Annotated in this window: 22 protein-coding genes and 2 tRNA genes; 11 read left to right on the forward strand and 13 right to left on the reverse strand. The window is 68.4% G+C overall.

Features of this window, described 5'->3' with window-relative positions; all coding sequences use genetic code 11:
• Positions 1-81 precede the first annotated feature (81 nt).
• From EZH22_RS04845 to EZH22_RS04860, 4 genes are read right to left on the reverse strand one after another with little or no spacing between them, the layout of a single operon-like run.
• Positions 82-1,488 carry an NAD(P)(+) transhydrogenase (Re/Si-specific) subunit beta gene (locus tag EZH22_RS04845; protein WP_203194631.1) on the reverse strand — a complete coding sequence of 469 codons (1,407 nt, stop codon included), beginning with the start codon at positions 1,486-1,488 and terminating at the stop codon, positions 82-84.
• Positions 1,489-1,498: 10 nt separating this feature from the next.
• Entirely contained in the window at positions 1,499-1,951 is a 453-nt protein-coding gene (locus tag EZH22_RS04850) for a proton-translocating transhydrogenase family protein (protein WP_203194632.1), read from the reverse strand.
• Positions 1,951-3,099 (reverse strand): Re/Si-specific NAD(P)(+) transhydrogenase subunit alpha, encoded by a 1,149-nt coding sequence (locus EZH22_RS04855; RefSeq protein WP_203194633.1) that lies wholly within the window; start codon positions 3,097-3,099, stop codon positions 1,951-1,953. Before EZH22_RS04855 ends, EZH22_RS04850 begins: the two co-directional genes overlap by 1 nt.
• A gap of 35 nt (positions 3,100-3,134) precedes the next feature.
• Positions 3,135-3,287: an aa3-type cytochrome c oxidase subunit IV gene (locus EZH22_RS04860; RefSeq protein ID WP_203194634.1), complete on the reverse strand. Its 153-nt coding sequence runs from the start codon at positions 3,285-3,287 to the stop codon at positions 3,135-3,137.
• A 299-nt stretch (positions 3,288-3,586) separates the two neighbouring features.
• On the opposite strand from EZH22_RS04860, the gene EZH22_RS04865 reads away from it, so the two are divergent.
• The gene (locus tag EZH22_RS04865; RefSeq protein WP_333473682.1) at positions 3,587-4,780 is read left to right on the forward strand and encodes a PA0069 family radical SAM protein; all 1,194 of its coding nucleotides are present in this window, start codon (positions 3,587-3,589) and stop codon (positions 4,778-4,780) included.
• A gap of 7 nt (positions 4,781-4,787) precedes the next feature.
• A complete protein-coding gene (locus tag EZH22_RS04870) occupies positions 4,788-5,255 on the forward strand; it encodes a VOC family protein (protein WP_203194635.1) in 468 nt (155 codons plus the stop codon).
• A gap of 47 nt (positions 5,256-5,302) precedes the next feature.
• Here the strand turns inward: EZH22_RS04870 and EZH22_RS04875 are convergent, their stop codons facing one another.
• Entirely contained in the window at positions 5,303-5,992 is a 690-nt protein-coding gene (locus EZH22_RS04875) for a TetR/AcrR family transcriptional regulator (protein WP_203194636.1), read from the reverse strand.
• Between the two features lie 531 nt (positions 5,993-6,523).
• On the opposite strand from EZH22_RS04875, the gene EZH22_RS04880 reads away from it, so the two are divergent.
• The 3 genes from EZH22_RS04880 (at position 6,524) to EZH22_RS04890 (ending at position 8,696) form a co-directional block, all read left to right on the forward strand.
• Positions 6,524-7,471 carry a lipid kinase gene (locus EZH22_RS04880; protein WP_203194637.1) on the forward strand — a complete coding sequence of 316 codons (948 nt, stop codon included), beginning with the start codon at positions 6,524-6,526 and terminating at the stop codon, positions 7,469-7,471.
• Complete coding sequence (locus tag EZH22_RS04885; protein WP_203194638.1) at positions 7,471-8,214, forward strand: TerC family protein; 744 nt, start codon at positions 7,471-7,473, stop codon at positions 8,212-8,214. Before EZH22_RS04880 ends, EZH22_RS04885 begins: the two co-directional genes overlap by 1 nt.
• Before the next feature lie 128 nt (positions 8,215-8,342).
• The gene (locus EZH22_RS04890; RefSeq protein ID WP_203194639.1) at positions 8,343-8,696 is read left to right on the forward strand and encodes a hypothetical protein; all 354 of its coding nucleotides are present in this window, start codon (positions 8,343-8,345) and stop codon (positions 8,694-8,696) included.
• A gap of 85 nt (positions 8,697-8,781) precedes the next feature.
• Here the strand turns inward: EZH22_RS04890 and EZH22_RS04895 are convergent, their stop codons facing one another.
• The 3 genes from EZH22_RS04895 to EZH22_RS04905 all read right to left on the reverse strand — a co-directional run bounded on the left by EZH22_RS04895 (position 8,782) and on the right by EZH22_RS04905 (position 12,707).
• Positions 8,782-10,086: an NAD(P)/FAD-dependent oxidoreductase gene (locus EZH22_RS04895; RefSeq protein ID WP_203194640.1), complete on the reverse strand. Its 1,305-nt coding sequence runs from the start codon at positions 10,084-10,086 to the stop codon at positions 8,782-8,784.
• Between the two features lie 70 nt (positions 10,087-10,156).
• Positions 10,157-11,560, reverse strand: coding sequence for a glutamine synthetase family protein (locus tag EZH22_RS04900; protein ID WP_203194641.1), 1,404 nt, complete (start codon positions 11,558-11,560; stop codon positions 10,157-10,159).
• Positions 11,561-11,789: 229 nt separating this feature from the next.
• On the reverse strand, positions 11,790-12,707 hold the full coding sequence (locus EZH22_RS04905; protein ID WP_203194642.1) for a DUF3108 domain-containing protein: 918 nt from the start codon (positions 12,705-12,707) through the stop codon (positions 11,790-11,792).
• 307 nt (positions 12,708-13,014) lie between these two features.
• Here EZH22_RS04905 and infC point away from each other — a divergent pair, with 307 nt between their 5' ends.
• Positions 13,015-13,539 (forward strand): translation initiation factor IF-3, encoded by a 525-nt coding sequence (gene infC / locus EZH22_RS04910; protein WP_203194643.1) that lies wholly within the window; start codon positions 13,015-13,017, stop codon positions 13,537-13,539.
• Positions 13,540-13,753: 214 nt separating this feature from the next.
• On the opposite strand, the gene EZH22_RS04915 is transcribed toward infC, so the two are convergent.
• Positions 13,754-14,233 (reverse strand): BA14K family protein, encoded by a 480-nt coding sequence (locus EZH22_RS04915; RefSeq protein WP_203194644.1) that lies wholly within the window; start codon positions 14,231-14,233, stop codon positions 13,754-13,756.
• A 589-nt stretch (positions 14,234-14,822) separates the two neighbouring features.
• Between EZH22_RS04915 and rpmI the strand changes: the two genes are divergently transcribed.
• From rpmI to pheT, 4 genes are all read left to right on the forward strand, one after another.
• A complete protein-coding gene (rpmI, locus tag EZH22_RS04920; RefSeq protein ID WP_203194645.1) occupies positions 14,823-15,023 on the forward strand; it encodes a 50S ribosomal protein L35 in 201 nt (66 codons plus the stop codon).
• 30 nt (positions 15,024-15,053) lie between these two features.
• Positions 15,054-15,416, forward strand: coding sequence for a 50S ribosomal protein L20 (gene rplT / locus EZH22_RS04925; protein WP_012113955.1), 363 nt, complete (start codon positions 15,054-15,056; stop codon positions 15,414-15,416).
• Between the two features lie 217 nt (positions 15,417-15,633).
• On the forward strand, positions 15,634-16,743 hold the full coding sequence (gene pheS / locus EZH22_RS04930; protein ID WP_231711302.1) for a phenylalanine--tRNA ligase subunit alpha: 1,110 nt from the start codon (positions 15,634-15,636) through the stop codon (positions 16,741-16,743).
• Between the two features lie 12 nt (positions 16,744-16,755).
• On the forward strand, positions 16,756-19,170 hold the full coding sequence (pheT, locus tag EZH22_RS04935; protein WP_203194646.1) for a phenylalanine--tRNA ligase subunit beta: 2,415 nt from the start codon (positions 16,756-16,758) through the stop codon (positions 19,168-19,170).
• An 88-nt stretch (positions 19,171-19,258) separates the two neighbouring features.
• Here the strand turns inward: pheT and EZH22_RS04940 are convergent, their stop codons facing one another.
• Both EZH22_RS04940 and EZH22_RS04945 read right to left on the reverse strand, forming a co-directional pair.
• A complete protein-coding gene (locus EZH22_RS04940; RefSeq protein ID WP_203196386.1) occupies positions 19,259-19,414 on the reverse strand; it encodes a DUF3309 family protein in 156 nt (51 codons plus the stop codon).
• Positions 19,415-19,589: 175 nt separating this feature from the next.
• Entirely contained in the window at positions 19,590-21,464 is a 1,875-nt protein-coding gene (locus EZH22_RS04945) for an aminopeptidase P family protein (RefSeq protein WP_203194647.1), read from the reverse strand.
• Positions 21,465-21,605: 141 nt separating this feature from the next.
• Between EZH22_RS04945 and EZH22_RS04950 the strand changes: the two genes are divergently transcribed.
• A tRNA-Gly gene (locus tag EZH22_RS04950) sits at positions 21,606-21,680 on the forward strand.
• Between the two features lie 336 nt (positions 21,681-22,016).
• On the opposite strand, the gene EZH22_RS04955 is transcribed toward EZH22_RS04950, so the two are convergent.
• Positions 22,017-22,092: transfer RNA gene (locus tag EZH22_RS04955), tRNA-Glu, on the reverse strand.
• A gap of 44 nt (positions 22,093-22,136) precedes the next feature.
• Complete coding sequence (locus tag EZH22_RS04960; RefSeq protein ID WP_203194648.1) at positions 22,137-22,814, reverse strand: YggS family pyridoxal phosphate-dependent enzyme; 678 nt, start codon at positions 22,812-22,814, stop codon at positions 22,137-22,139.
• Positions 22,815-22,914 lie beyond the last annotated feature (100 nt).

The raw sequence follows: 22,914 nt of genomic DNA on the forward strand, positions 1-22,914 counted from the left end.
ACAAAGGGCCGCTCCACAGATGCGGAACGGCCCTCGAAAAACATGCGGCCTCCCGGAGGGAGGCTGCACGGGACGCATGCGTCAGTGGCCCAGCGCCTTGACCACTTCCTCGGTGACTTTCTTGGCGTCGCCGAAGAGCATCATGGTGTTGTCCTTGAAGAACAGCTCGTTCTCCACGCCGGCGTAGCCGGCCGCCATGCCGCGCTTGATGAAGAGGACCGTCTTGGCCTTCTCCACGTCGAGGATGGGCATGCCGAAGATGGGCGACTGCGGGTCGGTCTTGGCGGCCGGGTTGGTCACGTCGTTGGCGCCGATGACGAAGGCCACGTCCGCCTGGGCGAACTCGGAGTTGATGTCCTCGAGCTCGAACACCTCGTCGTAGGGCACCTGGGCCTCGGCGAGGAGCACGTTCATGTGGCCCGGCATGCGGCCCGCCACCGGGTGGATGGCGTACTTCACCTCGACGCCCTCCGCCTTGAGGAGGTCGGCCATCTCGCGCAGCGCGTGCTGGGCCTGGGCCACCGCCATGCCGTAGCCCGGCACGATGATCACCTTCTCGGCGTTCTTCATGATGTAGGCCGCGTCGTCCGCCGAGCCCTGCTTCACCGGGCGGGCTTCCGCCTGCCCGCCGCCGCCGGCCGCCGCGGCGTCGCCGCCGAAGCCGCCGAGGATGACGGAGATGAAGGAGCGGTTCATCCCCTTGCACATGATGTAGGAGAGGATGGCGCCCGAGGAGCCCACCAGCGCGCCGGTGATGATGAGCGCGGTGTTGCCCAGGGTGAAGCCGATGCCGGCCGCCGCCCAACCCGAGTAGGAGTTCAGCATCGACACCACGACGGGCATGTCCGCGCCGCCGATGGGGATGATGAGCAGCCCGCCGAGCACCAGCGACACCGCCGTGATGATCCAGAACAGCGTGATCGAGCCGGTGAGCACGAAGGCGATGATCAGGACCAGCAGCAGGATGCCGAGGCCGGCATTGATGAGGTGCCGCGCCGGCAGCATGATCGGCTTGCCGCTCATGTTGCCGTTGAGCTTGGCGAAGGCGATGATCGAGCCGGTGAAGGTGATGGCGCCGATGGCCACACCCAGCGACATCTCCACCAGGCTCGCGCCGTGCAGGTGCCCTGGATCGCCGATGCCGAAGGCGCGCGGCGCATAGAGGGCCGCCGCCGCCACCAGCACCGCCGCGAGACCCACCAGCGAGTGGAAGGCGGCCACGAGCTGCGGCATCTGCGTCATGGCGATGCGCTTGGCCACCACCGCGCCGATGCCACCGCCGATGCCGATGCCGGCAAGCACCAGCACCCAGCCGAAGAGATCCGACGGCGGCGACAGGGCCAGCGTGGTGAGGATGGCGATGCCCATGCCCACCATGCCGAACAGGTTGCCCTGCCGCGAGGTGGTGGGGTGGGACAGGCCGCGGAGCGCCAGGATGAAGAGGATGCCGGCGACCAGATAGAGAAGGGCGGCGAGGTTCGCGTTCATGTCCCCCGCCTCACTTCTTCTTGGAGTACATGGCGAGCATCCGGCTGGTCACGAGGAACCCGCCGAAGATGTTCACCGAGGCGAAGACGAGCGCGACGAAACCGAAGATGCGCGCTCCCCAGGCATGGGCGCTGTCGCCCACCGTGGTCACGCCCACCGCGAGCAGCGCGCCCACCACGATCACCGAGGAGATGGCGTTGGTGACGCTCATCAGCGGGGTGTGCAGCGCCGGGGTCACCGACCACACCACGTAATAGCCCACGAACACGGCGAGCACGAAGATGGAGAGGCGGAACACGAACGGGTCGATCGCGCCTCCGGTGGCGGCATGCGCGACACCGCCAAGGGCGGTGGCGGCCTGATCGGCATACATCTGGGCGGCTTCCGCCGCCTGTCGCGCCACCTCGGCCGCGTAGCGCGCCTGTTGTGCGGCGTCGGCCGCCAGCTGTGGATTGGGGTTCATCAGGCCGCTCCCTCGGTCTTCGGGGCGAAATTGGGGTGCACGACGGCGCCGTCGCGGGTGATGAGCGTTGCCTTGACCAGCTCATCCTCCCACTTCACGGCGAGGGACTTGGAGGCCTTGTCCACCATCGTCTCGAAGAAGTTGAACAGGTTCTTGGCATAGAGCGGAGAGGACGAGGCGGCGATCCGGCCGGGCACGTTGAGGTGGCCGACGATCTTGACGTTGCCCACCTCGACCACCTCGCCGGGGACCGCGCCGGCGACATTGCCGCCACGCTCCACCGCGAGGTCCACGATCACCGAGCCCGGCTTCATGGAGGCCACCATCTCCGCCGAGATCAGGCGCGGCGCGGGCCGGCCGGGGATCAAGGCGGTGGTGATGACGATGTCCTGCTTCTTCACGTGGTCGGCGACGAGGGCGGCCTGCTTGGCCTGGTACTCGGCGGACATGGGCTTGGCATAGCCGGCGGCGGTCTCCGCCTGCTTGAACTCGTCGTCCTCCACCGCGACGAACTTGGCGCCGAGGGAGGCGACCTGCTCCTTGGCGGCGGGGCGCACGTCGGTGGCGGTCACGATGGCACCGAGGCGGCGGGCGGTGGCGATGGCCTGGAGCCCGGCCACGCCCGCCCCCATGACGAAGACGCGCGCCGCGGGTACGGTGCCGGCGGCGGTCATCATCTGCGGCAGGGCTCGGTTGAACTCCGCGGCGGCGTCGATCACCGCGCGGTAGCCGGCAAGGTTCGCCTGGGAGGACAGCACGTCCATCACCTGGGCCCGGGTGATGCGGGGCATCAGCTCCATGGCGAAGGCGTTGACGTTGTAGCGGGCCAGCGTCGCCAGCGCCTCGTCATTGCCGTACGGGTCGAGGATGGCCAGAAGCAGCGCGCCGGGCTTGTACGACGAAAGTTCGGCTTCCGTCGGGCGGCGCACCTTCAGTACCACGTCCGCGCCGTACAGCGCATCCGACGCCGACGGCGCGATGGTGGCGCCTGCCGCCACATAGTCGGCATCGAGAATGCCGGACTTCACGCCCGCGCCGGTCTCCACCGCCACGTCGGCGCCAAGCGCGACGAGACGCTTCACCGTATCCGGGGTCGCAGCGACCCGCGGCTCGCCGAGATCAATCTCGGCGGGGACAGCGATTTTCATCTGAAATGTCTCCGGTGCTCCCGCCCATCAGCGGGTCAGAGGAGGAAGATCCACATGAGGGCGAGGATGATAGCGACGCCGATCGCGCCCCATTTGGTCAGGGCGGTGAAAAGGACGTAGGTGCTCTCGTGTTCGGCGTAGTCGTTGCCATCCGCGGTGGCATACTCGGCCGTGGCGTGGTCAGCCATCTTTTCCCCCTGCTCCAGCGTTTGTATTGGCCTTTAGCGGAGTTGCGAATTTCTGGCAACCGCATTGTGGTGTACAATATGCCACCAAAATCCGGGGGAGTGCCGCGGGCTCGGCTGAAGCGATTGTCCGATATGAAGAACACGTTGGCCTGGCATCGTATGTTCTTGTTTTGTTCGCGGCGCGGTGCTAGCCTTTTTTTATGATGCCCGATCGTGATTCCCGCTCTCGCACAGCACGCCGGTCCCCGCCTGCGGACGACGGCGCGCCGAGGGACAAGCCAGCCCCCCCGGCGCGGAAGGTGAAGGCGGCGCCGCTCGCGGTGACCGAGCCGCGGTCGGCGCGCATTGTCGGCCGCCTCGCGGAAGAGCGGGCGCTCCCGCCCCCTGCCGTCCCCGCCGCGCTCCACGGGGAGGGCGGTGCGGGCGTCGAGGCGGAGCGCCGGCGTGGGCGCGGCGCGGTGTCCAACGCCGCCGGGCGGTTCGAGCCGGCGGCCCGGGTGCTGTTCGACGACGGCTGGCAGAGCCTCGAAGAGCTGCCCCCCTTCCGCACGCAGGTAACGGAGGAACGCGCGCGCACGATCATCACCCGCAACCAGTCACCCGACATCGCCTTCGACCGCTCCATCAACGCCTATCGCGGATGCGAGCACGGATGCGTCTATTGTTTCGCGCGGCCGACCCATGCCTATCACGGCCTCTCCGCCGGCCTCGATTTCGAGAGCAAGCTGTTCGTAAAGCCGGACGCACCGGAACTGCTGGCGCGGGAGCTCTCCCACCCCTCCTACCAGCCCCGCGTCATCGCCATGGGCACCAACACCGACCCCTACCAGCCCATCGAACGGCGCTACGAAGTGACGCGGCGCATTCTCGAGGTGCTGGCGGATTTCGGCCATCCGGTGGGCATCGTGACCAAGTCGGCGCTGGTGGCCCGTGACATCGACATCCTCGCCCCCATGGCCGAGCGCGGCCTGGTGAAGGTGGCCATCTCCGTCACCACCCTCGACCCGCATCTCGCCCGGACCATGGAGCCGAGGGCGGCGAGCCCGCACGTTCGGCTCGGCACCATCCGCCGCCTCGCCGACGCGGGCATCCCCACGGCCGTGCTCACCGCCCCGCTCATCCCGGCGCTGAACGACATGGAGGTGGAGCGCATCCTCGACGCGGCCAAGGCCGCGGGCGCCTGCGAGGCCGGCTACGTCATGCTGCGCCTGCCGCTGGAGATCGCCGACCTGTTCCGTGAATGGCTGGTGGCGCATTTTCCCGACAAGGCCCGGCACGTGCTGGGCCTCATCCGGCAGATGCACGGCGGGCGGGACTATGATGCCACCTTCGGCAAGCGGCAGCGCGGCGAAGGCCCCTATGCGTGGACCATCGGCCGCCGCTTCGAGATCGCCGCCCGGCGCCTCGGCCTGGCGGGACGGGGCATGAAGCTCACCACCACCCATTTCCGCCGTCCGGCCGCTCCCGGCCAGCAGCTTTCCCTGTTCGATTGAGAGCCCCATGCCCGTGCCGACCACTTCGCCTTCGCCAGCCCTGCGCCTCCATTTGGTCACCCTCGGCGTCGGTGACCTCGCCCGCGCCTGCGCATTCTATTCGGCCATGGGTCTCGAACAGCGCGACGCCGGAGCGGAGGGCGTCGCCTTCTTCATGGCCGGGCACGTGGTGCTGAGCCTGTTCCCACGCCATCGCCTCGCGGAGGACGCAACCCTTCCCGACGAGCCCGCGCAGCGTTTCGCCGGGCAGACGCTCGCCTGCAACGTGGCAAGCGAAGAGGAGGTGGCCGCACTCATCGCCCGTGCGGCTGCGGCCGGAGGCACGCAGGTGAAGCCGGCGCAGAAGGTCTTCTGGGGCGGGACGAGCGGCTATTTCGCCGATCCTGACGGGCACCTGTGGGAAGTGGCGCACAATCCCTTCTTCCCATTCGATGCCGAAGGTCGGCTGACCGTGCCCAAGAAAGCCGCATCTTGAGCCGCACGGTGCGCGGCGGGTGCGGTGCTCGCCGCGCCGTGATGCCTTCAGGCGTCCGGGCGGCAGCGGTCGGCGCCATAGGCGCGCATGAACACGCGGACCGCACCCCGTACGGATTTCGCCACCGATTCCGGGTCGGGGGCGTCCGGCGCGCCGACGAGGACGGGAATGGTCACGCCGTCCTTGCACAAGGTGAGGAACTGGCTCGCCGCCTGATCCACGTCGTCAATGTCGAGAACCCCCTGTTCCACCTTGGCGGCGAGGAAGCGGGACAGGCGGCTCACCCCCTCGCAGGGGCCGGCCTCGAAGAATTGCCGTCCGATGTCGGGAAACTTGGCAGAGATGGCGATGACGGTGCGCAGCAGCGCGATGCTGCTCGGGCGCAGGACGGCGTGGATGAAGGAATAGCCGAGCTTGGTGAGGGCGGTTTCCACGTCCTCTTCCTCGGCATCCACCACGAACATCCGCTCTGCGGTCTCCTCGCATTCGCTCGCGACCAGGGCGGCGAAGAGGTCTTCCTTGTTCTCGAAATAAACGTAGAGGGTGCCCTTGGAGACTCCGGCCGCGCGCGCGATATCGCCCATGCTGGCAGCGTCGAAGCCGCGATCGAAAAACACATCCCGCGCACCCACCAGGATCTGATTGCGCTTTTCGGGGTCCTGCCCGGCGGCGGACAGGCTCTCCCGCGTGTTGCCTGCGCGCACCTTGAGGTCCCCGTCGGCACCGCTCTCGCTCATAAGCTCACGTCGCTTTCTCTCCCCGCCCTGTTCTCGGCGATGGCGCCCGCCCGGCGCAAGCTCCGAATGCCCGCCGCACCATGTCCGGCCAACAGGTTGCACCCACGCCACAGTCCTTGAAAGGAAAAAATTGACCGAACCGTTCAGTTCTCCGTTGCCAAGGCCGCGGAACTGGGCTAACTTCCATTCATCGAACTGAACCGTTCGGTCAATCGCGTGGTTCCGCAACCCACGCGCTGATCGGACCGAGGGAGGAGAGCAACGCCCCCGCTCTCCTCCCTTTTTCATTTCGGCCGGCCTTCGGATGCGACGGCGCTGCGAACGGGACAACCGGCCTGCCTCCGGCCCCTCCGTCGATCCCGCCGGACCCCGCGACATTGCGCCACATCCGACTTGGCGGCCTCCACCCCCACCCTACTTTACGGAAACCGATCCGGGCCCCTCTGGCGCAGACGACCTGCGTGATGTCGGATCACAGCGTGCTCAGCACTCTTTGGGACCCGAACCGCCCATGCTTTTTCTTCCGCCGTCATGACGGCTGCGTCTTCCGCGAGCGATCGCGCCGGGCGGCGCCGCGCGCTCCTCGTCGTCAATCCCCGCGCCCGCAATGGCTCGGCATCGCTGACGGCCGCGCGGGCCGCGCTGTCCGACGACCTTCACCTCATCGATGCCGACCTCCCGCAGGACCGCCCCCTGTCCGATCTCATCCGGGCCCGCGCCGGAGAGGTGGACCTGATCATCCTCGGCGGCGGCGACGGCACCCTCAACTCGGCCGCATCCGGCCTGTTCGACACCCAGCTCCCGCTGGGCGTCCTGCCGCTGGGCACCGCCAACGACTTCGCCCGCACCCTCGCCATCCCGCCCGATCCCCTCGCCGCGGCGCGCCTCATCGTGTCGGGGCAGCCGCGCGCCGTCGACCTCGGCGAGGTCAACGGCCATCCCTTCCTCAACGTCGCCAGCGTCGGCTTCTCGGCCGACCTCGCCCGCGCGCTGACCCAGCAGGCCAAGCGGCAATTCGGAATATTGGGATACGGCGTCGTCGCCGCCCGCCTGCTCCTGCAGTCGCGGCTCTTCACCGCCTTCATCGAGCATGACGGCCAGGTCGAGACCGTGCGCACGCTGCAGGTCTCGGTGGGCAACGGACGCTATTACGGGGGCGGCATGACGGTCGCGGCCTCGGCCGCCCCCGACGACGGAAAGCTGGATTTCTACAGCCTTGAAGTCGACCATTGGTGGCGGCTCCTGACCCTCCTTCCCGCGCTCCGGCGGGGCACGCAGGGCGAATGGGATGACGTGCGCGCCTTCCGCACCACCGAGGTGGTGGTGCGGACCAGCCGCCCCCGACCCGTCAACACCGATGGCGAGCTCGTCACCTTCACCCCCGCGCATTTCCGCATCCGGCCGGCGGCCATCCGCGTGTACGCGCCGCCGGTCCGCGCCGCCTCTCCCGCAACCTCATCGCTCCTGGGTGCCCCGTGATGGACTACCTCCTTCAACTCGCCGCCGACCCCGCCGCCTGGGTGGCCCTGGTGACGCTGGTGGCCATGGAAGTCGTGCTCGGCATCGACAACCTCATCTTCATCTCCATCCTCACCAACAAGCTGCCGCCGCAGTACCGCTCGAAGGCCCGGCGCATCGGCATCGGCCTCGCTTTGGTGCTGCGCCTGGCGCTGCTCGGCACCATCGCCATCATCGTGAAGCTGACGACCCCGATCTTCTCGGTCCTCGGACAGGGCTTCTCATGGCGCGACCTCATCCTCATCGCCGGCGGCCTGTTCCTGGTGTGGAAGGCCACCACCGAGATCCATCACAACGTGGATCCGGTCACCCATGCCGAGGACGTCAAGGAAAGCCGCGTGACCATCGGCTTCGCCGCCGCCATCGCCCAGATCCTGATGCTGGACCTCGTCTTCTCCATCGACAGCATCATCACCGCCGTGGGCATGACGGAGCACATCCCGATCATGATCATCGCCGTCATCGCGGCGGTCACCTGCATGCTCCTGGCCGCCGATCCGCTGGCGAAGTTCATCGAGGCCAATCCCACCGTGGTGATGCTCGCCCTCGGCTTCCTCATCATGATCGGCATGACGCTGATCGCCGAAGGCTTCGGCGCCCACGTGCCCAAGGGCTACGTCTATGCCGCCATGGGCTTTTCCACCGCCATCGAGGCGCTCAACATGCTGGTGCGGCGGCGCCGGACGGTGCCGCCGCACGGCTGAGGCGTCGCAATGCGGGAACCCGGCTCCGCCGCATGGCGGGCCGGGCCCGATCTGCTCTATGCTTCGGTGCTGCGCCGGGCTGCCGGCCGGCGCGCTCCCCGATCGAGGTCAAAGTCAGAGGTTCGCCGATGCCTCCCCGTCTCTTCCTCCGTGCCGCCGCCTGCGCCGCGGCGCCGTTCCTTGCCGTGCTCGCCTGGGGCACTCCCGCCTCGGCCCAGACCTGCCTCGAGCAGATCGTCGGCGTGCAGGCCGAGCTGAAATCGCGCCTGCCCCGTCCGCAGAAGCCGCCGACAGAGCAGCAGAGCATCGGCGCGCAGACCGACCAGCAGCCCACCCCGGGCTCGCTCTCCTCCGCCGGACTCAGCGAGCCTCAGACCGGCGCCTACGGCGCCCTCAACCAGGCCATCAACCTACAGGCCGCGGGCGACGAGGCCGGCTGCCTCAAGGCCCTCGCGGAAGCCAGGCGGCTCGGCGGCCTCTAGGCGCGATCCGAGCAACTGAACCCATTTGCTCGGCAAATCGCCCTTAAGGACGTTGAGAGGGGACGCGGCGTCCTCTTTCCCCAATCTAGAGCCGGTCGCGCAGGGCGTAATAGCTCAGGCCCGCCACCAGCAGCGGGTACCGCATGAGGGTGCCGCCCGGAAACGGCGGCACCGGCAAGCGCTGGAGCACGTCGAAGCGCTCCATCTGGCCGCGCACGGCCTCGGCGAGAATCTTGCCGAACAGCGGCGCCAGCGCGACCCCCTGCCCGCTATAGCCAGCCGAGACCAGGACATGGTCCGACAGGCGCCGCACGAAGGGCAGGCGCGGCAGGGTGATGGCGAGCACCCCGCCCCAGCCGTAATCGATCCGCACGTCGGCGAGCTGGGGGAAGATCTTCAGCATGAACGGCCGCACGAAGGCCGGCACATCGGGCTGGAGCGAGCGCCGGTAGCTCTCCCCGCCGCCGAACAGCAGCCGCCCGTCGGCGCTCAGGCGGAAATAGTTGATGACGAACTTGCTGTCCGCCACCGCCGCGTCATTGGCGATGATCTCCTGCGCCCGCGCGCCGAGGGGCTCGGTGGCGGCGATGTAGTTGCAGATGGGCATGACGTGGGCCCCCACCCGCCGGTCCAGCCCGTCCATCAGGCCGTTGCCGCATTCGAGCAGAAAGTCGGCATGGACGGTGCCGCCGGTGTCGGTGGTCACGCTCACCCCGGAGGGGCCATCCGCGACCTTCGCCACCCGGGTGCCCTCGTGGATCTCCACCCCCGCGGCGCTCGCCGCCGTGGCAAGGCCGAGGGCGAAGTTGAGCGGGTGGAGATGGCCCGCGCCCCGGTCCAGCGTCCCTCCGTGATAGGCGGGGCTGCCCACCAGCGCCCGCAATTCCTCGCGGGAGAGGGGCGTCACCTGGTCGTAGCCGTACACCTCGGCAAGGCGCCGGGCATAAGCGTGGCTCTCGGCGACGAAGTGCGGCTTGTGGTCGGCGTGGATGAGACCGGGCCGGTAGTCGCAGGCGATGGCGTGGCGGGCGATGCGGTCGTGCACCAACGCCTTCGCCTCCTCGGCGAGGTCCCAGAGCTTGCGGGCGTCATCGAGGCCCACGGCCTTCTCGAGAAAGTCCTGGTCGCGCCTCTGGCCTGAATGAAGCTGGCCGCCATTGCGCCCCGAGGCGCCCGAACCGACCCGGACCGCCTCCAGCAACACCACCCGGAAGCCGGCCTCGGCCAGATGCAGCGCCGCCGACAGCCCCGTATAGCCACCGCCCAGCACGCACACGTCCGCCTTCGCGCCGCCCCTAAGGGGAGCGAAGGCGGGACAGGGAACCGCAGTCGCCGCGTACCAGGAGCGGGCATGGCCGGCGGGATTCAGCGGGGCGGTCACGCGGATCATTGCGTTCCCCCTTCCTTATCATTGCGCGCGGGCGTGCGGCCCGCGGGATCTGGCCCGAAGCAACGCTCCATCAGACGTTGAGCAGCAGGTACTCCCGTTCCCAGGGCGAGATGACCCGCATGAAGGTCTCGAACTCGGCCTGCTTGACCGCCGCGTAGGTGGCGACGAAGCGGCGGCCGAGCACCTCGGACAGGGCCTCGCTCTCCTCGAAGGCCGCCACCGCCTCCAGAAGCCCGCGCGGCAGGTCGAAGTCGAGGTTCTTCGCGTCCCCCTCCAGCGGATCGGTGGCCCGCAGGTTCTCCATGATGCCGAGATAGCCGCAGGCGAGGGACGCGGCGATGACGAGATAGGGGTTGGCATCGGACGAGGGCACGCGGTTTTCCAGGCGCCTCGCCTCCGGGGTGGAGGGCGGCACGCGCAGGCCGGCGGTGCGGTTGTCGTAGCCCCACTGGAGATTGATCGGCGCCATCGAATCGCGGGTGAGCCGGCGATAGGAGTTCACGTAGGGCGCCATGATGCACATCACCGCCGGCATATATTTCTGGTGGCCGGCGATGAAGGAGAAGAATTCCGGCGTGGGATCGCCGTCATCGTCGGAGAAGATGTTCCGCCCGGTCTCGGCGGAGATCACCGACTGGTGGATGTGCATGGCGCTGCCCGGCTCGTTGGCGATGGGCTTGGCCATGAAGGTGGCGTAGATCTTGTGGCCGAGCGCGGCCTCGCGGATGGTGCGCTTGAACAGGAACACCTGGTCGGCCAGGGTCAGCGGGTCGCCGTGGCGCAGGTTGATCTCCATCTGCGCGGCGCCGTCCTCGTGGATCAGCGTGTCGATCTCGAGCCCCTGGGCCTCGGAATAATCGTAGATGTCCTCGAACAGTGCGTCGAACTCGTTCACCGCCTGGATCGAATAGGATTGCCGCCCGATCTCCGGCCGGCCGGAACGCCCCACCGGCGGCTTCAGCGGATAGTCGGGGTCGGTGTTGGTCTCGACCAGGTAGAATTCGATCTCCGGCGCCACCACCGCCTTCCAGCCCTTCTTCTCGTAGAGCGAGATGACGTGCTTGAGCACCTGGCGGGGCGAGACCTCCACCGGACGGCCGTCGCGATGGAAGGCGTCGTGGATCACCTGGGCGGTCGGGTCCTGCGCCCAGGGCACGGAGCACAGGGTGGAGAGGTCCGGCTCCAGGACCAGGTCGCTGTCCGCCACCACCGAATCGACGAGCCCCTCATAGTCGGGATACTCGCCCGAAATGGTCTGGAAGAAGACCGAGAGCGGCAGGTTCATCACGGGGGACGAAAAGAATTTCGAGGCCGGCATGATCTTGCCCCGCGCCACGCCGGCGAGGTCGGGCACCGTGCACTCGATCTCGGTAATTCCCCGGCTGGCCATCCAGGCCTTGGCCTCGGTCAGGGAGGCGACGCCGCGCGGCGCCGTGATTTCCTTCTTCTGCGCACCCTTGCTGCGTTTCGACATGATGTCCTCTCGCGTGAACCGCTCACGCAGCCTCAGGGAACACCTGCCTTCGGGGCAGTGTCAACGCGCCCCTGTCAAGGACACGCTCGCGTTTCCTGAAAAGGGGCTCGATCGGCGGGAATGGGAACAGGGCCTGAACGAATCGCGACCGAATCGCGCGGGCATGCGCGTTCCTGCTTCGCCCCCTACGAGATATGGTGGCATGGGCGGCCGAGGCGCGGATTCCGCATCAGGGACGCGGCGCGCTCACCGACACCGGATCGGCCTTCGCCTGGGTCTCGAAGCTTTCCGCCTCCAGCACCGCGGTCCCGATCAGGGTGGCGACGGACACCTTGAACGGCGCCAAAAGCCGGGTGCCGGCGACGGGCACCAGCCAAACCAGCATATCCTTGTTTTCCATCATGTATTTGACGGTGTAGCGGGTCGGCCTGTGGCCCGCGACGGGGGCATAGCGCACCGAGCAGACCACGGCGGGCCCGGTATAGCCGTCCGCCTTCACCTTCTCCGTGCGCACATAGGCAAGGGAGATGTCGTAGCGCTGGCGCCCGTCGAACACCGGGATCGAACGCTCGCAGGCCGCCGACGACAGCAGGTCGGCGGTGCCGGGCACATAGATGAAGGCGCCGCTCATGGGATCGATGACGTTCTGCAGCACGCCGGGGGTCAGCGGCACCCGGTCGGGCAACGGCTTGAGCGGCGGCTCGACGTCCATCTCCTTCACCGCACCCGCGGACATGGCGATGCGCGCGACTTCCGCCTTGCCGTCGGCTTCCGCGTTCATGGCATAGACCCGCGGCACCATCTTGTTGCCGGAGAGGTTGCCCCGGGCGGCCGCCACGCCCTTGCCGGAGGACACGGCCCGCAATACGCCGGTGACGCGCGCGGAGCCGGAGATCTCGTAGGCGGCGTCCCCCGCCTCCACCACGATGGAGCCGCGGCCGAGCTCCACCCCGCCCACGGACAGGGTGTATTTCGCGGTAAGCCGGCCGTCCGCGAGGGCGGGAAGCGGGACGCCGATAATCGCGGCGCCAAGGATTGCGGTGCCACGGATCGCGGTGCCACGGATCGCGGTGCCACGGATCGCGGTGCCACGGATCGCGGCGGCGAGGCGGCGCGCGTAGACAGATGGGCGATGCGGCTCGATCATGTGATGCGTCCGTAGCCGATGGGGCGGCGGTTGCGGTCGGGTGCGCCGGGCGCACGCATGACTTCCGTTCCCATGCGCAAGGAAGAGGGCTGAACTGTGGCTCCGGCCTGGCCGGGCGCGCGGGCGAGGAGCATCGGCGACCGCTTGCGAATCCTGAAGGGTCATTGACTTTACGACCGTTTGTCACGATCTTTCCAGCCTACCCTGAGAGGCGGGTCACGTTGACGACGGCAGGACCGGCGCCGCGGCCCGTTCGCCCCGCAGGGTCTGTGTCAATTTCTGAGGAGCTGAAGCCATTCGCCGCCCCATGAGACCCGTCGCGCCGGAGAAGGATGGACCGCGCGTCAATGAGGAAATCCGCATCCGCGAAGTCCAGCTGATCGACCAGGATGGACAGAACCGCGGCGTGGTGGCCATTCGCGATGCTCTCGCCCTTGCGCAGGAGGCCGGCCTCGACCTCGTCGAGATCTCGCCGAACTCCGCTCCCCCCGTCTGCAAGATTCTCGACTACGGCCGGTTCAAATACCAGAACCAGAAGAAGGCGAGCGAGGCGCGCAAGAAGCAGAAGGTGGTGGAAGTCAAGGAGATCAAGCTCCGCCCGGGCATCGACATCCACGACTACGAAGTGAAGATGCGTTCCATGCAGCGCTTCTTCGAGGAAGGGGACAAGGTGAAGGTCACCCTGCGCTTCCGCGGTCGCGAGATGGCGCATCAGGACATCGGCTTCAAGCTGCTCCAGAAGCTGAAGGAGGATGTGGCTACCATCGCGAAGGTGGAAGCCGAGCCCATGCTGGAAGGCCGGCAGATGATCATGATCCTCTCCCCGAGGTGAGGACGCGTCTGTTCGGGCCCGCAGTTCGCGGTCTCCCGCTCTGAGACCTTGAGAGTGTGCCGGCCTGCCACGCAGGCCGGCTTTTTTGTCTCGGGCCGGGTGCGATCCCCGGTGCGCAGGCCGGCGGCCTTGTGCCGGCAGGCTTCGGCGTCGCCGCAAAGAAAAGGCCCGGCTTGCCGGCCGGGCCCCTCCGCATGCGTGCAGCCGTCATCCCTTACGGGCAGGGATGCTGGAAGCCGTCATACCCCGTGTACGTGCCGGTTGCCGGGTTGTAGGACCGGAAACGCTGGATGCAGTAGGCCACCGAGTCACTGTAGACCGGCGTCTCCGCAGCTGCCGCCGCCGCGCCGAGGGCCACGCCGCTCGCCACGCCGAGCGCGATCCAGGCGCCGGTATTGTTATAATAGCCCCAGCCCCAGCCGGGACGGTACCAGCCCCAACCCGGGCGCCACGCGCCGGGACCCCACGCGCCCACCGGAGGACGCCACCCCGGGTGACCCCAGCCCGGACCACCAGGACCCCAACCCGGACGGCCAGGACCCCAGCCGGGGCGGACCGGTCCGGGACGGAAGCCGGGACGGTAGGCATTGGCAACCACAGCACGCCGGGGGCCGACATAGCGCGCCCCGCCCATGTAGCGTGCGCCGCCCATGTAACGCGCCCCGCCGTAGCGCATGCCACCACCGTAGCGCATGCCGCCCATGCGGGCGCCGCCACGGAATCCGCCGACACGACCGCCGCCGCGATAGGCAACGGTGTCGACGGCAGCGATGTCCCGATTGGCCTGCTGGTCTACGAGGCCCAGCCGCAACGCCTGCGCGCCCGCGGGGGCTCCGGAGAACGAAAGCACGCCGCTTGCCACGGCTATGGCCGCAAGCAGGGCTACCCTCTTCGTTCCGAACATGATGCTCACTCCCTCTACGCTGTACAGCCTCGACCGAATTTGTGTCGTTTGTTTCGCCGGACCTATGTCAAGTTACGGCTACAACGCGGCGAAGTTATTGCCACGGCTCAAATTCGGCGGGCTTCCGTTCAACCCTGCGTGACAGTGCGGCACACAAACCTCGCCGCAGTGCAGCGGCAGCCCCAACGGGGCGCCGGCCTTTCCCGCGGCCGACTTGCCGCGGCCGACTTGCCTTTCCATCCACTCTCCTGTAACGACTGCCGCCTTCGAGCCGGCCGGCGAATAAGGGCTGCCGCGCTGGCTCAGATCGCTCAACAGCAACAAGAGGCTGAGCGTTCCCCGCCGAAAGGCGTGGCGGACGCATGCCACGGAGAGCCAAATGCCCAAGATGAAGACCAAGTCGGGAGCGAAGAAACGCTTCCGTCTCACGGGTACGGGAAAAGTGATCGCGGCCCAGGCTGGCAAGCGCCATGGCATGATCAAGCGGACCAACAACCAGATCCGCAACCAGCGCGGTACCGCCATCCTGTGCGAGAGCGACGGGCGCGTGATCCGCAAGTCGTTCCTGCCGAACGGCTGACGCCGCACCGCGATCTGAAGGAGTTTTTCCATGGCCCGCGTGAAACGTGGCGTTACCTCACACGCCAAGCACAAGAAGGTCTTCGAAGCCGCCAAGGGCTTTTACGGCCGTCGCAAGAATACCATCCGCGCTGCGAAGTCGGCCGTCGAACGGTCGATGCAGTATGCCTACCGCGATCGCAAGGTGAAGAAGCGCAACTTCCGCGCGCTCTGGATCCAGCGTATCAATGCCGGCGTGCGCGCGCTTGATCTCGATTTGACCTATTCGCGATTTATCGACGGTCTCGGCAAGGCCGGGATCGAGGTCGACCGCAAGGTGCTCTCGGATATCGCCATCCACGAGCCCGACGCGTTCAAGGCCCTGGTGGAGAAGGCCAAGGCAGCGCTCGCCTGAGTTCTGCCCGAGGTCACGGCAGCGCCTGTCCCAGGACATGCGCTGCGACCCGCGCTTTTCCGTTCCGCCTTTCCGAGACCTTCAAAAGCCCCGTGCGGTGATCCGTCCGGGGCTTTTGCCATTGGGCGCGCCCCGTCTATAAGCGGCGCGACCTCATGATCGCCCGGCCGGGTGCGCCCGGTGCCGCGCGGCGATGCCAGATTCTCAGGGATTTCCCATGTCCGACCCGGTGCTGACCAACCCGAGCGCCCTTAAGGTCCTGGAGCAAGACATCGAGACCGCCGCCCTGCGTGCTCCAGACGAAGCGTCCCTCGAAGAGGTGCGCATCTCGGCCCTCGGCAAGAAGGGCTCGGTCTCCGACCTGCTGAAGTCGCTGGGCGGCATGAGCCCGGACGAGCGCAAGGTGATGGGCCCGGCCATCAACGGCCTGCGCGACCGGGTGCAGGGCCTCATCGGCCACCGCAGGTCGGCCCTGAAGCGCGAGGCGCTGGAAGCCCGCCTCGCCACCGAGACGCTGGATGTCACCCTGCCCGTGCGCGAAGCCGCCGCCGAGGCGGGCCGCGTCCATCCCATCGCCCAGGTGACCGAGGAACTGACCGCCATCTTCGCCGACATGGGCTTCTCGGTGGCCGAGGGACCGGACATCGAGGACGACTTCCACAATTTCACCGCGCTGAACTTCCCGGCCGGCCATCCCGCCCGCGAGATGCACGACACCTTCTTCCTGCCCCCCGGCGCGGACGGGGAGCGCAAGGTGCTGCGCACCCACACCTCGCCGGTGCAGGTGCGCACCATGCAGACCAAGACGCCGCCCATCCGCGTCATCTGCCCCGGCCGCACCTATCGCTGCGATTCGGACCAGACCCACACGCCCATGTTCCACCAGGTGGAGGGGCTGGTGATCGACAAGAGCGCGCACCTCGGCCACCTCAAGTGGATTCTCGAAGAATTCTGCAAGTCGTTCTTCGAAGTGGACGGGGTGAAGATGCGCTTCCGCCCGTCCTTCTTCCCCTTCACCGAGCCGTCCATGGAAGTGGACATCCAGTGCGACCGCTCCCGTCCCGGCGAGATCCGCTTCGGCGAGGGTTCCGACTGGCTGGAGATCCTCGGCTGCGGCATGGTGCACCCGAACGTGCTGCGCAATTGCGGCATCGACCCGGACGAATACCAGGGCTTCGCCTGGGGCATGGGGATCGACCGCATCGCCATGCTCAAATACGGCATGAGCGACCTGCGCGCCTTCTTCGAGGCCGACGTGCGCTGGCTCTCCCACTACGGCTTCCGCCCGCTGGACTTCCCGACGCTGGCCGGCGGCCTGAGCGCGTAAGGAGCAGGACCGATGAAATTCACCTTCTCCTGGCTCAAGGACCACCTGGAGCCCACCGCCTCGTTCGATGAGATCGTCGAGCGCCTGTCCCTCATCGGCCTGGAGGTCGAGGGCGTCGAGGACAAGGCCAAGCAGCTGGCCCCCTTCGTGGTGGGCGAGGTGCTGACCGCCGAGAAGCACCCGAATGCCGACAAGCTCAAGGTCTGCACCGTCTCCATCGGGAAAGGCGCCCCCATCCAGGTGGTCTGCGGCGCCCCCAACGCCCGCGCCGGGCTGAAGACCGTCTTCGCGGCCCCGGGCACGGTCATTCCCGCCACCGGCACGGAACTGAAGATCGGCAAGATCCGCGACGTGGAAAGCCGCGGCATGCTCTGCTCGGCCCGCGAGATGGGCCTGTCGGAGGAGCATGAGGGCATCATCGAGCTTCCGGCCGACGCCCCGGTGGGCGCGCCGTTCGCGCAGGTGCTGGGGCTCGACGATCCGGTGATCGAGATCGCCGTCACCCCCAACCGCGCCGACTGCCTCGGCGTCGCCGGCGTCGCCCGCGACCTTGCCGCCGCCGGCCTCGGCGAGCTGATGGCGCCGCGGGTGAAGCCGGTGGAGGGCACCTTCCCCGCCCCGCTGCGCGTGACCCTGGAATTCGGCGAGACCGCCCCGCTCTGCCCCGCCTTCGCGCTGCGCGTGGTGAAGGGGGTGAAGAACGGCCCCTCCCCCCAATGGATGCAGGACCGCCTGCGCGCCATCGGCCTGCGCCCCATCAATGCGCTGGTGGACGTCACCAATTTCATGACGTTCGACCGCAACCGGCCGCTCCATGTCTTCGACCTCGCCAAGGTGAAGGGCGACCTCGTGGTACGCCGCGCCCGGCCGGGCGAGACGCTGCTGGCGCTGGACGGCAAGACCTACACCCTCGACGAGAGCATGTGCGTGATCGCCGACGACACCGGCGTCGAGAGCCTCGCCGGCATCATGGGCGGGGAAGCGTCCGGCTGCGACGAGACCACCACCGACGTGGTGATCGAATCCGCCCTGTGGGATGCCATCACCATCGCCCAGACCGGGCGCAGGCTCTCAGTCAATTCGGATGCCCGCTTCCGCTTCGAGCGCGGCGTCGACCCGGCCTTCACCGTCCCCGGCCTCGACCTCGCCAGCCACCTCATCATGGAGCTGTGCGGCGGCGAGCCGTCCGAGCTGGTGCTGGCCGGCGCAATCCCGGACACCACCCGCACCATTGCCTTTCCCCTCTCCGAGGTGAAGCGCCTGTCCGGCCTCGACGCCACCGAGGCGGAAATCCGCGAGGTGCTGGAAAATCTCGGCTTCTCCCTCTCCGGCGCGGCGCCGGTGATTGAGGTGGTGCCGCCCTCCTGGCGCGGCGACATCGAGGGCAAGGCGGACCTGGTGGAAGAGGTGGTGCGCATCCTCGGCCTGGAGCGCGTGCCCTCAACCGAGCTGCCCCGCGGCGAAGACGCGCGCAAGGCGGTGCTGACGCCCCTCCAGCTGCGCAGCCGCAAGGCCCGCCGCGCCCTCGCCGCCCGCGGCATGGTGGAGGCCGTCACCTGGTCCTTCGTCTCGCAGGCGGCCGCGAAGCTGTTCGGCGGCGGCGCGCCCGAGCTGGCGTTGTCCAACCCCATCGCCTCCGACCTGTCCGACATGCGGCCGAGCCTGCTGCCCGGCCTCATCCGTTCGGCGGGGGCCAATGCCGACCGCGGCTTCGCCGACGTGGCACTGTTCGAGGTGGGACAGGTGTTCGCCGGCGACACGCCGAACGACCAGCGGCAGGCCGCCTCCGGCATCCGCCGCGGCACGGCCAAGCCCTCGGGCGCCGGCCGGCACTGGTCCGGCAACGCGGCGGCCGTGGACGTGTTCGACGCCAAGGCGGACGCCTACGCGGCCCTGTCCGCCTGCGGCGCGCCGGTGTCCAACCTCCAGGTCACCACCGATGCGCCGGGCTGGTACCACCCCGGCCGCTCCGGCACCCTGCGCCTCGGCTCCAATGCCATGGCGCATTTCGGCGAGATCCACCCGGCCGTGCTGGAGGCGCTCGATGTCGCCGGCCCGTTGGTGGGGTTCGAGATCGTGCTCGACAAGATCCCCGAGCCCAAGGCCAAGGCGACGCGGGTAAAGCCGAATCTTGAGCTGTCCGCGTTCCAGGCGGTGAAGCGCGACTTCGCCTTCCTGGTCGGCCGGGATGTGGCCGCCGCCGACATCCTGAAGGCGGCGCAGGGCGCCGACCGGAAGCTGGTCACCGGCGTCGGCGTGTTCGACATCTACGAGGGCAAGGGCATCGACCCCGACAAGAAGTCGGTGGCGGTGGAGGTCACCCTCCAGCCGCGCGAGCGCACCTTGACCGACAAGGAGATCGAGGACGTGGCCGGCCGCATCGTCGCGGAAGTGGCGAAAAAGACCGGCGCGACGCTGCGGGCCTGAGCCGCGCCAGACGCCTTCGTCATGGCCGGGCGTGTCCCGGCCATGACGAAGGCCGAAGAAAAACGCGGCCACTGAAGGTCGATCGCCCCTAGAGGCGTCCTGTCAGCGCCAGCACGATCACGACGATCAGCAGCACCCCGACGATGCCGCCCGGCCCGTAGCCCCAGCCCGAGCTGTAGCCCCAGTTAGGCAGGGCACCGACCAGCAGCAGCACGAGAACGATGATGAGGATGGTGGACAACACGGGGCAGCCTCCCTTCGGCGCACGCGTTGGCACCGCCGGCCGCGCGAGCGAACCGGCCCGGACACGCGGGCGGTTGGTTTGAACGAGGGCCGGACCCGCCGGCCTCTCGATTCTGAAAACGCCCATGCCGCGTCCAAGTTCCGCCGCTGATGCTCCTGGGCGCCCGCGGCGTGGCTCAGAGCGGTGCGGTGGCCGCCTGGAGCCAGTCCCGCACGTCCGCGTCGAGCTCCGGGGCGAGTGCCTCGGCGACCCGTTGGTGATAGGCGTCCACCTGTGCCCGTTCGGCTGCATCCAGCAGCGCCAGATCGATGAGCCGCCGGTCGTAGGGCACGAGGGTCAGAGTGGAGAAGCCGAGGCAGGGCTTCTGCGCCCCCTCCACCGCGCGCCGTTCCACCAGGATCAGGTTCTCGATGCGGATGCCGTAGGCACCGGTGCGGTAATAGCCGGGCTCGTTGGAAAGGATCATGCCCTCGGCCAGCGCCACGTGGCCGAGCTGGGAGATGCGCGCCGGCCCCTCGTGCACGGAGAGCCCCGCCCCCACGCCGTGGCCGGTGCCGTGGTCGAAATCGAGCCCCGCCGCCCACAGATATTGCCGCGCCAGCGGATCGAGCTGCGCCCCGTTGATGCCCTCGGGAAACACCGCCCGGCTAAGCGCCAGATGGCCCTTCAGCACCAGCGTGTAGTGCCGGCGCATCTCCTCGGTGGGCCGCCCCACCGCGAGGGTTCGGGTGATGTCGGTGGTGCCGTCCGGATACTGGGCACCGGAATCCAGCAGGAACAGCTCGCCGGGATGGATCGCCCGGTTGGTGGTGCGGGTGACGCGGTAATGCACGATGGCGCCGTTCTCCCCCGCCCCGGCGATGGTGGGGAAGGACACGTCGCTGAGCTGGCCCGTGCCGCGACGGAACGTCTCCAGGGCCTCGACCGCGTCGATCTCGGTGAGCCGGCCGGTGGGCGCCTCGGCATCGAACCAGGCGAGGAAGCGCGCCAGCGCCACTCCGTCACGCACGTGGGCCGCGCGCATGCCGGCGATCTCCGCCGGGTTCTTCTGCGCCTTCAGGAGGGCGATGGGGTCGGCCCCCTTGTCCACCACGCCGCCCGCCGCCTCGATCAGGCCGGCGAGCCGCACCGGCGCCGTCGCCTGGTCCACCCGCACCCTCCGCCCGAGCTCGTTCCGCCCGAGCTCGTTCCCCTTGGCGAAGGCGGCGAGCACGCGGTCGAGGTCCGAGACGCCGTGCAGGCGCGCATGCCCGGCCAGCGCCGCCCGTACCGCATGGGACAGCTTCATGGATTCCACGAACAGGTCCGGCAGCCCTTCCGCCGGCACGATGCACCAGGCGAGCGGCAACGGCGTGTGGGCCACGTCGGCCCCGCGCATGTTGAACAGCCAGGCGGCGCCATGGGGATCGGAGATCAGCGCTCCGTCGAGCTTTTCCGCCACGAGCTTCTCCTGCACCCGGCGAAGCTTGGCGGCGGTGTCCTCCCCCGCCACCGACAGGTCGAGCAGGCGGATGGGCGCCTGGGGCGCCGCCGGCCGGTCCGGCCAGACGGCGGCGACCGGGTCGGCCTCCAGCGGCGCCAGGATCCCGCCTGCCGCCGCCACCGCCTTCGCCAGCCGGTCACGCCCGTCGAGGGTGGTGCGCCAGGGATCGTAGCCCAGCCGGGCACCGCGGGGCAGGTGCTCCTCGATCCACCTGTCCGGCCGCTCCTGGGCGAGGGGAACCACGGTGAAGGCGCTCTCGTCCACCTGGGCGGGGGCCTGCAGGGTATAGCGCCCGTCCACGAACAGGGCGGCCTCGGTGGGCAGGATCACCACCGTGCCGGCGGAGCCGGTGAAGCCGGTGAGAAAGGCGAGGCGCTCCTCGCAGGCGGGGACATATTCGTTCTGGTGCGCGTCGGCCCGCGGCACCACATAGCCGTCGAAGCCCTGCCGGGCGAGCTCCGAGCGCAGCGCCGCGAGGCGGCCGGGGCCGGCCGAGCGATCAGCGAGATCGTCGAAGGTCTGGAACACGGCCTTGAAGGCCCCGGGGCTCTTGTGATGAACGGTCATGGATGGCGCCGCTGTGCGGGAGAGGACATGGCCGCGACCTTATGAGCCCGGGGGCGGGCCCGCAACGCGGTGGGTATCTCTGCGGCCACACGGAAACGCCCTTGATGGGATCGGGGCCCTGCGATTATGGTCTGCGCCGGTGCGGGCGTAGTTCAGTGGTAGAACGACAGCTTCCCAAGCTGTATGTCGTGGGTTCGATTCCCATCGCCCGCTCCAGTTTCGCGAGCTGTGACAAGAGCTTGCCAACCTACGATGCTCCTCGTCTTCGTTAACGATGCGTCCTGCGAGCCTTGCGCAGCTCAGCTCCCTCGTGGCTTTTGCCGAGCGCTTCCTCGCACGTGGCGAAGGTCGTTGACGCCTGCGACTAGCCGGCTGAGGAGCCGATTGCATCCAGATCGGCACCTGCGTCATCCGCCGCGCCATATCACGGCGCCGAACAAGCCGGCTTGCCAGGCTGGAAGGGCGAAGAGAACGCATGTCCCCAACCCAGCCCGGAGAGGGTTGGGCATAAGCAGGCAGAGCAAGGGGAAACCAAATGATTTTCCCGGCGATTGGCGCTCCCAAGGGGAATCGAACCCCTGTTTTCGCCGTGAGAGGGCGACGTCCTAGACCGCTAGACGATGGGAGCATCTCGCGGAGAGGCGGCCTCTATATCGGTGAATGCGGGGGACTTCAAGCCTCGTTCACGAGCGGACGATGACCAAAGATGGCGCTGCCGACGCGCACGTGAGTCGCGCCCTGCCGGATCGCCGCCGAAAAATCCGCGCTCATCCCCATGGAAAGGCCGCAGATCCCGTTGCGCGCCGCGATCTTCGCCAGGAGCGCGAAATGCGGGTCGGGCACGTCCTGCGCCGGCGGAATGCACATCAGGCCGGAAATTTCGAGCCGGTGACGCTCCCGGCACTCGGCGAGGAAGGCGTCCGCGGCCTCCGGCAACACCCCTGCCTTCTGCGGCTCCGCCCCCGTGTTCACCTGCACGAACAGGCGCGGCCGGCGGCCGGAGCGCGCGATCTCCTCCGCCAGGGCCGCGGCGATCTTCGGCCGGTCCACCGTGTGGATCGCGTCGAACAGCGCCACCGCCTCGCGCACCTTGTTGGACTGCAGCGGGCCGATGAGGTGCAATTCCACCGGCGGATGCGCCGCCCGCAGGGCCGGCCATTTGTCGCGGGTCTCCTGCACGCGGTTCTCGCCGAACACCGTTTGCCCCGCGTCGATCACCGGAGCGATGTCGGCGGCCGGAAAGGTCTTCGACACCGCAATGAGCGTGACGTCCGCGGGGTTGCGCCCGCAGGCGCGGCAGGCCTGCGCGATTTCGGCGCGCACCGCCTGAAGCCGTTCGATGCTGTCCATGGGTCGACCCGAACTCCGCGATACCGAACAAGGCCTTGAAGGCCCGCGAAAGCATGATGCCCGTGCACATGAACTGATCTCCCCAAGGGATCAAGAAGCG

The sequence above is a fragment of the Xanthobacter dioxanivorans genome, from assembly GCF_016807805.1.
Taxonomy (GTDB): Bacteria; Pseudomonadota; Alphaproteobacteria; order Rhizobiales; family Xanthobacteraceae; genus Xanthobacter; species Xanthobacter dioxanivorans.

Coding starts and splice junctions, on each gene's coding strand:
- EZH22_RS04880 (WP_203194637.1), top strand. CDS start 6,524: ATGACGGCTGCGTCTTCCGCGAGCGATCGCGCCGGGCGGCGCCGCGCG.
- infC (WP_203194643.1), top strand. CDS start 13,015: ATGAGACCCGTCGCGCCGGAGAAGGATGGACCGCGCGTCAATGAGGAA.
- EZH22_RS04845 (WP_203194631.1), bottom strand. CDS start 1,488: ATGAACGCGAACCTCGCCGCCCTTCTCTATCTGGTCGCCGGCATCCTC.
- pheS (WP_231711302.1), top strand. CDS start 15,634: ATGTCCGACCCGGTGCTGACCAACCCGAGCGCCCTTAAGGTCCTGGAG.
- EZH22_RS04890 (WP_203194639.1), top strand. CDS start 8,343: ATGCCTCCCCGTCTCTTCCTCCGTGCCGCCGCCTGCGCCGCGGCGCCG.
- EZH22_RS04945 (WP_203194647.1), bottom strand. CDS start 21,464: ATGACCGTTCATCACAAGAGCCCCGGGGCCTTCAAGGCCGTGTTCCAG.
- EZH22_RS04860 (WP_203194634.1), bottom strand. CDS start 3,287: ATGGCTGACCACGCCACGGCCGAGTATGCCACCGCGGATGGCAACGAC.
- EZH22_RS04850 (WP_203194632.1), bottom strand. CDS start 1,951: ATGAACCCCAATCCACAGCTGGCGGCCGACGCCGCACAACAGGCGCGC.
- EZH22_RS04960 (WP_203194648.1), bottom strand. CDS start 22,814: ATGGACAGCATCGAACGGCTTCAGGCGGTGCGCGCCGAAATCGCGCAG.
- EZH22_RS04885 (WP_203194638.1), top strand. CDS start 7,471: ATGGACTACCTCCTTCAACTCGCCGCCGACCCCGCCGCCTGGGTGGCC.
- rpmI (WP_203194645.1), top strand. CDS start 14,823: ATGCCCAAGATGAAGACCAAGTCGGGAGCGAAGAAACGCTTCCGTCTC.
- pheT (WP_203194646.1), top strand. CDS start 16,756: ATGAAATTCACCTTCTCCTGGCTCAAGGACCACCTGGAGCCCACCGCC.
- EZH22_RS04870 (WP_203194635.1), top strand. CDS start 4,788: ATGCCCGTGCCGACCACTTCGCCTTCGCCAGCCCTGCGCCTCCATTTG.
- EZH22_RS04905 (WP_203194642.1), bottom strand. CDS start 12,707: ATGATCGAGCCGCATCGCCCATCTGTCTACGCGCGCCGCCTCGCCGCC.
- EZH22_RS04900 (WP_203194641.1), bottom strand. CDS start 11,560: ATGTCGAAACGCAGCAAGGGTGCGCAGAAGAAGGAAATCACGGCGCCG.
- EZH22_RS04875 (WP_203194636.1), bottom strand. CDS start 5,992: ATGAGCGAGAGCGGTGCCGACGGGGACCTCAAGGTGCGCGCAGGCAAC.
- rplT (WP_012113955.1), top strand. CDS start 15,054: ATGGCCCGCGTGAAACGTGGCGTTACCTCACACGCCAAGCACAAGAAG.
- EZH22_RS04895 (WP_203194640.1), bottom strand. CDS start 10,086: ATGATCCGCGTGACCGCCCCGCTGAATCCCGCCGGCCATGCCCGCTCC.
- EZH22_RS04915 (WP_203194644.1), bottom strand. CDS start 14,233: ATGCGCTACGGTGGTGGCATGCGCTACGGCGGGGCGCGTTACATGGGC.
- EZH22_RS04855 (WP_203194633.1), bottom strand. CDS start 3,099: ATGAAAATCGCTGTCCCCGCCGAGATTGATCTCGGCGAGCCGCGGGTC.